Raw genomic sequence first — 10,311 nt, 5'->3', positions numbered from 1 at the left:
CGCACCCTTCGGGTCATCGTTACGAGTACTCATCGCACGCATCATCGTGAACGCCGCGATCGGCACCGCGTCGATGAACCCTTCGACGCCACCGGCGACGACGATATCCGCGTCACCCATGACGATCATGCGCCATGCGTTGGCAATAGCCTCGGAGCCGGAGGAGCATGCCGAGACCGGAGTGACCACTCCTGCCCTGGCCTTCAATTCGAGACCCACAACAGCCGACGGACCATTCGGCATCATCATCTGCACGGCCAGCGGTGAGATGTTGCGGTATCCGCCATTTTTGAGTTTGGTGTCCGCGTCGATCAGCGCGTCCGCGCCACCGAGTCCGGTGCCGATGGCGATGGCGAGCCTGTTGAGATCCACTTCCGGGCTGCCCGCGTCGCGCCAGACTTCGCGACCGAGAACGGTCGCGAGCTGCTCGACGTAGGCCATGCGCCGGCATTCGACTCGGGTCAGCAGGGTCTCGGGCCGGACCTTCAGGTGACCGCCGATGCGGACCGGAAGGTCGTATTCCTCGACGAAGGAGTCCTCGAGAACGTCGATACCGCTCTCGCCGTTGAGGAGGGCCTTCCACGTCGCATCGGCATCACCGGCGAGCGATGTCGATGTAGCCAGACCGGTGACCACCACGTCGGGGAATCGCCCATCGGCGGCGAAGGGATTGCTCACGGTCAGCTCCTACACTGCATCGTTGTAGATCCGTGCCGCGGCGAAGCCGACGGCAGGCGACCCCACCCCGGGCCACACGATGCGTCGTGGACAGAACTCGGTACGTATGGCGATGGACCCGAGCGGTGGGACACCGTTGCCGACAAGCATCGTCGGCAACGGGCGATCCCGTCCCGGGTTTGCGGGAACCACCGAATAGTCATCGACGAGCGTGTCACCGCGGAGCGTCCGCGGCACTTCAGCGACGTGCGCGGGCCAGCTGTTCGAGGACGGCCACCATGCGGTCGACTTCCTCGCAGGTGTTGTAGAACGTGAACGAGGGGCGGACGGTCGCGTCCAGTCCGAAGCGCCGAAGTATGGGCTGAGCGCAATGATGCCCGGCACGCACCGCGATACCCTTCTCGTTCAATGCTTTTCCCACCTCGACTGGTTGATATCCGTCCATGACGAACGACAGCACACTGGCCTTTTCGACGGCGGTCCCGACCAAGCGAACGCCCGGCACCGCGGCGACGCGGGGTGTCGCATAGGTGAGAAGATCGTGTTCGTACCGGGCGATATTGTCGATGCCGATGCCTTCGACATACTCGATTGCCGTGCCGAGCCCGACCGCGTCGGCGATGTTTCCGGTGCCTGCCTCGAATCGGCCAGGGGGCGGTTGAAAGAGGGAACGTTCCAGGGTGACGTCACTGATCATGTTGCCGCCGCCCTGCCATGGCGGAAGATCCTGTAGCACCGAAGAAGTGCCGTACACCACGCCGATACCGGTGGGGCCGAAAAGCTTATGGCCGGAGAACACGAAGAAGTCGGCGCCGATCGATTGCACATCGATCCTGGTGTGCGGCACCGATTGCGCTCCGTCGACGACCGCGACGGCACCGGCTCGGTGCGCGGCCGCGACAATCTCGTGAACTGGCGTGATCGTGCCGAGCGCATTCGAAACATGCGCTACCGAGACAAGTTTCGTGCGATCGGAGAGCAGTCGGGTGTACTCGTCCAGCAGCAGCTGCCCGCTGTCGTCGACCGGGATGACCTTCAGTAACGCACCTGTCTCGCCGGCGAGCATCTGCCAGGGCACGATATTCGCGTGGTGCTCGAGGTGTGAGATGACGATCTCGTCGCCCTCGCGAATATTCTTGCGGCCCCATGTTTGTGCGACCAGATTGATGCCCTCGGTGGCGCCGCGGACGAAGATGATCTCCTCCGCGGAGGATGCGCCGAGAAAACGGGCCACGATGTCGCGGGCCTGCTCGTAGGCGTCGGTCGAGCGGGCGGCCAGTTCGTGTGCGGCGCGATGGATATTCGAGTTCTCGTGCTCGTAGAAGTACGTGAGCCGCTCGATGACCGATCGTGGTTTCTGCGTGGTGGCGGCATTGTCGAACCAGACGAGCGGCTGTCCGTTCACCCGTTCACGCAGAATCGGAAAGTCGTTGCGCACCGCGTACACGTCGAAGGGTGGGTGCCGGTCGGGCGACACCCTGCGACCTTCGTCGAGGAAGTAGAACTGTGAATTAGCCTGTGGTGCAGCAATTTCTGGCCGATCGAGGAAATAGAAGCTCGGATCGGCCGACAGTGCGGGACCAGTCGGCGGTGGCAGCGTGGGTGAATTGCTCAGCGTGGGCAAGTCGGGGAAGAACTGGTCGGTGTATACGTCTGCACCGGTCAGTGCCGAGGTCGGCGGTTGGCCCGCCGGATCGGCGGCAGGCGCCTGCGTCTGCCAGGAAGGCACCGTCGGCTCCGGGGTGGGTCCACCGGGCGGGACGCCCTGTGGGGGCGAGTGGGATGGACCTGGTGCCCGCCGATCGGTTGCCGACGGACTGGCCGCCCACGGACTGGCGGCCGAGGTACCACCTTCGGCTGAACCGGATGCCGAGCGGCCGGCCGCAGGTGGTGTGGGTGTGGCTGGAACGGAGGCGCTCGGCGGCGTCATTCCTGGTTCCGCGACACCGAGCGTCGCGATGCCCGGGGACGCGAAACCGTGGGAGGCGACGCCTGGCGACGCGATGCCCGGGAACTCGGTCCCACGCGCCGCCGAAGGCAGCGCCGAGAAGAACTCCGCGGCGAGACGGTTCAACGTGGCTTCGTCCGGCAGCAGCGAACTCGCCGGTGCCGCAACGGTATCCGCCGAGTGCGGCGGAACCGGCGGCTCAGCTCCGGTAGGACGGGGCGTAGTCATGGAACTTGTCCACCTCGGCTCCCTCTAGCACTGCGACGGCATCGTCGGTCAGGATCGCCAGCGAGCAATACAGCGACACCAGATACGACGCGATCGCACTGCGATCGACACCCATGAACTTCACCGAAAGCCCCGGTCCCTGTTCGCCTGCCAGCCCCGGCTGGTACAGCCCGACCACGCCCTGCCTGGTCTCACCGGTCCGAATCAGCAGGAATTTCGTCTTGCCCTTCTCGACCGCGACCTTGTCGGACGGGACGATCGGAATCCCACGCCAGGTCAGGAACTGTGAACCGAACATGCTTACCGTCGGCGGCGGCACACCACGTCGGGTGCATTCTCGCCCGAACGCCGCGATCCCTTCCGGGTGCGTCAGGAAGAAACCGGGTTCCTTCCACGCGCGCGCGATCAAATTGTCGAGATCATCCGGGGTGGGGGGTCCGGCGACCGTCGGGATCCGCTGTTTCTTGGCGGCATTCGCGATCAGCCCGTAGTCGGGACTGTTGATCAGCTCGCCTTCTTGATGCTCTTTGATCGCTTCGATCGTCAAGCGCAACTGCTGGGATATCTGATCGTGCGGGCTCGAGTACAGATCCGAGACGCGGGTGTGCACGTCGAGAATCGTGTGCACTGCCTTCAGTCGGTACTCGCGCGGTTCCTTCTCGTAGTCGATGAAGGTTTCCGGCAGCGGGGACTCGTCGAAATTGTCGCACTGAATATCGACAGTCTGCTCATGCGTTACCCGGTTGCGCCGGTAGATACCGGCCTCGACCGGGATCCAATTGAGCAGATGAACCAGCCACCGAGGGGTGATCGACTCCATCTGCGGGACGGTTTTCGTCGCGTTCGCAAGTGTCCGGGCGGCATCATCACCCAGCGCCACAGGCTGTGGAACAGTACTTGTCATCGAACCACCTCGGGATCGGCAAATCGACCGTTACCAGCTCGCCCATGCTAGCGCTGGTTCCGCGAAATCCCTCGATAACGCGAGTTGTCGCGGTCGTGTCCCGACTCGTCCGGTCAATTTCAGGCGGTGCTGAAGTAGTGCATCCCAATAGCAAGCAACATGGTGGCGAACGCGTCAGGCGGTGAGCGGTAGCGGCCACCTCGACCAGAGCACGCGCCAGGTCTTCAGTTGTGCCGCAGCGGATTTCACGGGCGAAACCTGGCGAGGTCTGGGTATCGGCGCGAGAGAGCCGGCGGCGGGGGTTTGCGGGATCGGCGTGAGCGCGATGCCGTCGACCTGTCCATGGCTGCGTATACATTGGCAGAGTTGATCGCCGATCGGATGCTGACGTCACGAGGGATGGCATATGCCCGCGTGTGCATTGGAGCAGCTGATGCAGAAGGAAGAGTTGGAACAGACACAGTGGACGCACAGCTGTCGCGGATCGCGGACAAACTCACGCAGGCAGCAGCAGACCCGGGACTGCTGGAATCCTTCGGTGCACGCACGCATGGGTTCCGGATGAACCCACCGCTGTCGGAGTCGACCGTCGCGGGGTTCGAAACCGAACATGGTGTTGTGCTACCAGAAGGCTATCGTCGGTTCCTGCTCGAGGTTGCCGATGGCGGTGCCGGGCCGAGCTACGGGTTGGTCCCATTGGCCGAGGCATACGATACGGCGGCGGACTCCTTCGCCGGACACTTCGCCGAGCCGAGCCCGTTCGTGCCCGGAATTGTGTACGCCGATGACTGGTGGGACCGGTTCGTGGAATCACAGGACCGCCCGGACCCGTTACAGGGAACGCTGTCGATCGTTCATCACGGCTGCACCGGCCATACCCAGCTCGTGATATCCGGACCTGGGCGCGGTCGACTGGTTGCCATCGATTACAACGGTGTCCCGGCGCCGTATGTGCTGGAAGATCCTGACTTCTTGACATGGTACGAGCGGTGGCTGGATGAACTGCTCGCCGGCTACGACGTCGGGGAGTTCGGATGCAAGCTCCCCGGGGACGAAGCCACACTGCTCGATATCCTGGCCGCCGATCCATCAGCCGAGCGACGCGCCCGCGCCGCCACCTCGCTGCGATGTCTCCCCCAGCTCTCTCCGGCAGCAGTGCGGGCCTTCGCGACTGCGGTCACAGATCCCTCAGCACTGGTGCGGGCCACCGTTCTGGAGTGCGGCTGGAGATCGGAGATCCCGATCACTGCTGCCGCACGAGTGGCGTTGAACGATCCGGAAGCCTCGGTCCGCGCTCAAGCCATCCGCGTGTTGCGAGTCTCGAGGACAACCGATCACACCGAGCGAGCCCGTGCACTCCTCGAAGACCACGACCGGGAGGTGGCATGGCAAGCGATGTGGGCATTGGCCGACAGCGGGGACATCACGGTCGCGGACCTTGCCCCGTTGGCCGCACGACCTGATCCGAGCACCCGTGTATCAGCCTTGCACTACCTTGCCAAAGCGCGCGGTGACGCAACGGATCTGATCACACGTGCTCTCGGCGACGAACAACCGAACGTACGCCGCACAGCGATCCAGACGGCGGAGAGACGCGACGAGCGGGTATTACTCCCGATCCTGCAACACATGATCCGGTCCGAAACCGATACCTATGTCCTGGTCAACCTGCGTCGCGTCATCTCCGCGTGGACCGATACCCCGTCGACCACTCGGTCCAGCTGACGCTGACCTCTGGTCAGCTCGTGCTGGAGCGATTCGGATGCGCCAGGAATGCTTGCCAGGTGTCTTTCCATGGGAACAGAGGGATTTGACTCGCGCCGGCCCTCCGGCACGCTGCGCTGAGTGTGCGGGCGGAGTTCCCAGCTGTGGAGGCGGACGTGGGTGAACGTCGAAGTACGCTGCCACGTTCTGCCGCACGCACCTAAGGACGTAATCGTATGGAGGAGATCGGCCTCGACGAGGTCATCGATGCATTACGACCAGTCGTCGCCGATGTCGTCGAGCCAGGTTCTCCTGCCGCCGCGCATGTGCCTGCTCGGTGGCAGGCGATCGCGCGGGCCACGCGGCCGCAGGAGCGCCGGGAACTCGCACTCGCGCTATGGAACCTGGACTTTCTCAACGTGCTGCCGCGGTTTGCCGCCGTGCTGGATGAGTACCTCGGCGACGTTCGAGTAGCGCTGCTGCGCGGCGATTGGGTACTGCTCTACATCCTGCGGCGGGACTACCAGCCACCGGCTATCCGGATCGGTTGGGATCCGAGCACATTCGGTGCAGACGAGCCACCGTTCTTCGACTGTCTGCCGGAGCCGTTGCGCGCATTTCTGCGCACTGTCCACGCTGGATTCACAGCCCCGGAGGGCGAATCGTTCGGTCCGTCGCGCCCACGCGACATGATTACCTACACCGATCTCGGCGTCGGCGAGGCGGTGGTCCACAACTGGGATGCCAGCATCGAGATCTCGCCGAACCGGGTTGTGGTCGTCGCCGATGCCATCAGCGGTATCCGTTATTGCGTATCGCCGGACCTGCCTGCGGGCACGATCGGCTTTGAGCTCGGCGGGAATATCGATAGCCCGCAGCCCTTCGATTCGACCTTCGATACCTTCATGAGCAAGGGGTTCGTGCTCAGTCGCGACAAGCTCCCGCAATCGGCCGAGATCACTGCTCATGATGGCCTACTCCCGATATTGGAACCGGTGGCTAGGGCGGTCGTGTGGAATCGCTCGCTGGACGAGTCGACCGCGCGTGAGCAGATTCGTGACTACCTCGCCGACCTGCTCGATGCTCTGCCGGGCGCGCCGAGCCTGCGTCCCCAGCACGGCATGGACGGCGAACTGATCCTGCCCTTCGACGATGATGCCGGAAACGTCTACCAGGTCGACCGCCTCGATGTGCGTTACTGGCTCGCGGGTGTGCCTCCGAACGCGACCTCCGCCTACCTCGACATGGTGATAGCGGAATGGCGCAAGCGCGGCTGGAATGTCCACACCACCGACGGCGACTCCGGAATCGTCGGCCATGCGCGTACTCCTGATTGGTACGAGTTCACCGTGTCCGATCAGGGCGTCGGCGCGCTGTGTATCACTGCGGCATCACCAGGTTTCCATCGGCCGCCGTGGGCCTGAGGCTGCCACAGTGGTTGGCCTATTCGTCCGAGGCCTCGGCTCGGCCCGGAGTCGACTGCCCTCGCACGGCGCGGTGGAAATACCGGAACTTTGGATCATGTCGGTCCTATCGGGCTTCTCCGGCTTCCAATTGAGCTGCCCTTTCCTCAGCGACAGTCGCCGTCAGCGACATCGGCCGAATAGGGGAACTGCTTACGTCACTGGCGTTTCGGCGGTTCCATGCCACGCAATACCCGAGTGATCAGGCGGATCGGTTCCGCGCACGAGTCGTACCGTGCGTCGGGATCTTTCGCCAGTGCCTTGCTCAGTATCGAGTCGACCGCGTGCGGGATCCACCGGCGTCGCCACGACACGTCCGGAGGAATGGCCCACAGATGCGCATCGGCGATCGCGAACTGAGTCGGTAGTGGGAAGGGCGGGCGGCCGGTGAAGAACTCGACCACCGCACAGGCCAGCGAATATTGGTCTGTCGCGGGGGAGACCGGCTTGCCGCGCAGCACTTCCGGTGCGGCGTACGGAAGTGACACGGGCACCAGCCCATCGGGGCTGGCGAGCGGCGAATCGTCACTGAGGCGGTGCGCGATCCCGAAATCGGTCAGCACCGCCGCCGTGCCCTGCGGGCCGATGAGCATGTTGTGCGGTTTGACGTCGAGGTGCACCACGTTGTGCTGATGAATGTAGTCCAATCCCGCGGCGATCCCGGCCATGGCCGGAAGCATTCGTGCCAGGTCGATCTCTTCGTGCCGCCGCGGAAGCAGTCCGGAACCGGGCTCGCCTTCGCGATAGGTGTAGGTCATCCACGGCTGATCCCGGAACTCCCCACACTCGAGCATCTCCACGACATTGGGGTGATGCAGCGTGCTGGCGATATCGAACTCATGGCGGAATTGTTTTCGCGCACTGGACAAGTCGGTGGTCGGGTGGTCGAGGATCTTCAGCACCGCCCGACCCGAGCGCGCTGGATCGTCGACGAGATACACATCGCTGCTGCCGCCCCTGCCGAGCGGCGCGCGAACGATATAGCCCGCGAACTGGGCACCTGGCTGAAGCGACACCGTCACAGCCTAGAACGGACTGCCGGAATTGCACGGCCTGCGGGTCGAGGTGGCGGTCGGTTCGTCACCTCGGAGCAGACGAATCTAGTGGGTGTGGGCCGACTGCGCGTTCGACCCGGATGGCAGTGGGATGCGATCGGTGACCATTCGGACATCGAGGTTTGCGATATGGCCGGAAGCATCGAATTCGATGTCACCCTCGACACCGTGGCCGCTGAATTCGAGCAACCCGTAGTCGTCGAGGAATGCGGTGCGCAGGCCGCGTCGGGTCAGGTAGCTGTGCGCGGCGCGTCGATGATCTGTCAGCGGCAGTGCGCGGACGCCGTGTGCCATCACGCGCGCGAGGCTGGACGCGGTGGGCGGCGGCAGCAGGAACGCCGGATGTTCGACGAGAAACGCGACATAGGTGCCGTCGGTGACACCGCAGTAGGAGCTCCAGCGCCCACAGACGATCTTCGCGGCGTCCGCAAGGAGCGTGGCCACCTGGTGCGGCTCCGGTGCCGCACCAGGGAGGGCGATCGGCATTTCCGCCGCGCACAATTCGGCGACCCCGTACTGGAAGCCGAACTCGCGCACCGTCGCCGCCGCCTCGATCAGTGACGGCGGATAGCCCCAAGGATTTGCCCATCCCCACAACCACGTCTCGGCGTCGGCGGTGCCGAGCAGGTGGACGTCCGTGCATTCGAATGACTGCTGTTCGCCGATGAATTCGAGTCGGCGTCCCTCGAGATCGGCTTCCCACACGTGTGCGCCGAGCACATCTTCGAGGTGGAGCCGGTGCTCGAGCGACAGCAGCCCCGCGTCGTCGAGGAGCCTCGTCAAAGGCACAGATTCGGGCATTCGCAACAGCGTAGTCAACGCGCGTCCCGGTCTCCGGTGCTGACCGGGGTTGGTGGCGTGCCGCGTCGATGTATCGCGCCTAGTGGAGCGCGACCGATGCGGCCGGGAACTGGAGGGGCGGTGCTGAGACAGCGCTGGCGGATACGCACGCTGGTGCGGTCATCGGGTGATGACCGCACCAGCGCCCTGGGCGTCGTCAGAGCTGCGGCGGCGCGTCGGTTCCGTTGGCGCGCTTGGCCTGGATCTGGTTGTACTTGTCGACGGCCACGGCGATGCCCACCGGCACACCGACGGCGACGCTACCGACCATGCCGCCGAACGCGGCGGTGGTGCCTGCGCCTGCCAGACAGCCGCCGATCATGGCAGGCACGGTCAGTACAGCCGCCGACATGACGGTGGCCATGCTGCCGAGGGTGACCGCGCCGATCGGGCAGCCGACGACCATGCCCGCGAAAGCGCCTGCGGTGCCGCCGATACCGGCTGCGAGCCCGGTGTACGGACCTGCCTGGTGCCACGCCTGATGCAGGTCGGCGAGGAGGTCGCCCTGACCGGTCGCGATGGGTGCGGCCGGTATCGTCATCGATTCGGCCGGACTACCTGCAGCGGTGTCCAGCGGTGCGCCGAGGAGCGGCCGCTGGGCCGCATCCTGTACCGCGACTTGACCATCGCGCATCGTGACCGACCCGATCGGCGTGTTGAGGACGGATGAATTGTCCGACGCCGCTCCGGTGAATTCGACACCGGGCATGACCTCGACGGAGACCGTGTCGGCGTCGGGTGCCTGCGCCGGATCGGCGCCTGCGGTGCCCGCCGCGATCGCGACGGCGACGGCGGTCAGTGCGGTGACTGTGGCTGCCCGAGTGGGGTATTTCATGACAATGCTCGTTTCCAGCTGTGGTGCGGAAGCCGTACCGCCGTCGGCGGCAGGCCGAGGACTATGGAGCGGGGGTATCGATCGGCGCGGCGACGAACCCCTTGGCATGCAGCGCGTTGTACTGCTCGTTCGCGGTGGCGGCAAGCGCGGGCAAACCGGTGATCGCGGCGCCGATGGTGCCGCCGAGGCCGCCGAGGGTGAGGCCGCCGAGGATGCAACCGCCGACCACACCGATCGGAGTCAGCACGCCGGCCGTGGTGAGCACGGTCAGCGTGCCGCCGGTTACCGCGCCGAGCGGGCAGCCGACGACGACGCCCGCGACCGTGCCGACCATGCGGCCGTCCGCGCTGGCGTGGTTGAACGCCTCGGTGACTGTCTCGACCGCCTTGTCGATTTCCGCATTCCGATCCAATCCGCCGGTATTCGGCGTCACGTGCTCCGTACCGTGCACGGCGGCAAGGACACCGGTGTTCTCGTCGCCGAAGGAGGGCGCTGCCACCGGTGCGGGAGACTCGGCGGGTGCGGCCGCAGCCATACCGGCGGTGACGCCCGTCGCGGGGGGGGGGGGGGCGGGGGGGGGGGGGGGGGGGGGCGGGCGGGGTGGATGATGAATAGGGGTGGGGGGTGTGTGTGTTGGGGTGGTGGTGGAGAGGTGA

9 protein-coding genes are annotated in these 10,311 nt (G+C 65.1%); 2 read left to right on the top strand and 7 right to left on the bottom strand.

The genetic code is table 11. The features are described 5' to 3' along the window. The 3 genes from ACFU4Z_RS28775 to ACFU4Z_RS28765 all read right to left on the bottom strand — a co-directional run. On the bottom strand, window positions 1-678 hold a 678-nt coding region (locus ACFU4Z_RS28775), incomplete at its 3' end, for a beta-ketoacyl synthase N-terminal-like domain-containing protein (protein ID WP_379068850.1). Between the two features lie 238 nt (window positions 679-916). Then, the gene (locus ACFU4Z_RS28770; RefSeq protein WP_379068847.1) at window positions 917-2,854 is read right to left on the bottom strand and encodes a family 2A encapsulin nanocompartment cargo protein cysteine desulfurase; all 1,938 of its coding nucleotides are present in this window, start codon (window positions 2,852-2,854) and stop codon (window positions 917-919) included. Continuing rightward, on the bottom strand, window positions 2,826-3,758 hold the full coding sequence (locus ACFU4Z_RS28765; protein ID WP_379068844.1) for a family 2A encapsulin nanocompartment shell protein: 933 nt from the start codon (window positions 3,756-3,758) through the stop codon (window positions 2,826-2,828). Before ACFU4Z_RS28765 ends, ACFU4Z_RS28770 begins: the two co-directional genes overlap by 29 nt. A gap of 462 nt (window positions 3,759-4,220) precedes the next feature. Between ACFU4Z_RS28765 and ACFU4Z_RS28760 the strand changes: the two genes are divergently transcribed. Together ACFU4Z_RS28760 and ACFU4Z_RS28755 are read left to right on the top strand one after the other, a co-directional pair. Continuing rightward, window positions 4,221-5,483, top strand: coding sequence for a HEAT repeat domain-containing protein (locus ACFU4Z_RS28760; protein ID WP_379068841.1), 1,263 nt, complete (start codon window positions 4,221-4,223; stop codon window positions 5,481-5,483). A gap of 215 nt (window positions 5,484-5,698) precedes the next feature. Then, on the top strand, window positions 5,699-6,886 hold the full coding sequence (locus ACFU4Z_RS28755; protein ID WP_379068838.1) for a hypothetical protein: 1,188 nt from the start codon (window positions 5,699-5,701) through the stop codon (window positions 6,884-6,886). A gap of 197 nt (window positions 6,887-7,083) precedes the next feature. On the opposite strand, the gene ACFU4Z_RS28750 is transcribed toward ACFU4Z_RS28755, so the two are convergent. The 4 genes from ACFU4Z_RS28750 to ACFU4Z_RS28735 all read right to left on the bottom strand — a co-directional run bounded on the left by ACFU4Z_RS28750 (window position 7,084) and on the right by ACFU4Z_RS28735 (window position 10,190). Next, a complete protein-coding gene (locus ACFU4Z_RS28750) occupies window positions 7,084-7,941 on the bottom strand; it encodes a serine/threonine-protein kinase (protein ID WP_379068835.1) in 858 nt (285 codons plus the stop codon). An 84-nt stretch (window positions 7,942-8,025) separates the two neighbouring features. Then, window positions 8,026-8,781, bottom strand: coding sequence for a DUF6882 domain-containing protein (locus ACFU4Z_RS28745; RefSeq protein ID WP_379068832.1), 756 nt, complete (start codon window positions 8,779-8,781; stop codon window positions 8,026-8,028). A gap of 196 nt (window positions 8,782-8,977) precedes the next feature. Continuing rightward, the gene (locus ACFU4Z_RS28740; protein WP_379068829.1) at window positions 8,978-9,655 is read right to left on the bottom strand and encodes a hypothetical protein; all 678 of its coding nucleotides are present in this window, start codon (window positions 9,653-9,655) and stop codon (window positions 8,978-8,980) included. A 61-nt stretch (window positions 9,656-9,716) separates the two neighbouring features. Next, window positions 9,717-10,190 carry a hypothetical protein gene (locus tag ACFU4Z_RS28735; protein ID WP_379068826.1) on the bottom strand — a complete coding sequence of 158 codons (474 nt, stop codon included), beginning with the start codon at window positions 10,188-10,190 and terminating at the stop codon, window positions 9,717-9,719. Window positions 10,191-10,311 lie beyond the last annotated feature (121 nt).

This window comes from Nocardia sp. NPDC057440, assembly GCF_042802915.1.
Taxonomy (GTDB): Bacteria; Actinomycetota; Actinomycetes; order Mycobacteriales; family Mycobacteriaceae; genus Nocardia.
This window is presented reverse-complemented; position numbering and strand designations above follow the sequence as displayed.

What these genes read in the sequence shown, in the direction of transcription:
- ACFU4Z_RS28735 (WP_379068826.1), bottom strand. Translation starts at nt 10,190, where the DNA reads ATGGCTGCGGCCGCACCCGCCGAGTCTCCCGCACCGGTGGCAGCGCCC.
- ACFU4Z_RS28740 (WP_379068829.1), bottom strand. Translation starts at nt 9,655, where the DNA reads ATGAAATACCCCACTCGGGCAGCCACAGTCACCGCACTGACCGCCGTC.
- ACFU4Z_RS28745 (WP_379068832.1), bottom strand. Translation starts at nt 8,781, where the DNA reads ATGCCCGAATCTGTGCCTTTGACGAGGCTCCTCGACGACGCGGGGCTG.
- ACFU4Z_RS28765 (WP_379068844.1), bottom strand. Translation starts at nt 3,758, where the DNA reads ATGACAAGTACTGTTCCACAGCCTGTGGCGCTGGGTGATGATGCCGCC.
- ACFU4Z_RS28770 (WP_379068847.1), bottom strand. Translation starts at nt 2,854, where the DNA reads ATGACTACGCCCCGTCCTACCGGAGCTGAGCCGCCGGTTCCGCCGCAC.
- ACFU4Z_RS28755 (WP_379068838.1), top strand. Translation starts at nt 5,699, where the DNA reads ATGGAGGAGATCGGCCTCGACGAGGTCATCGATGCATTACGACCAGTC.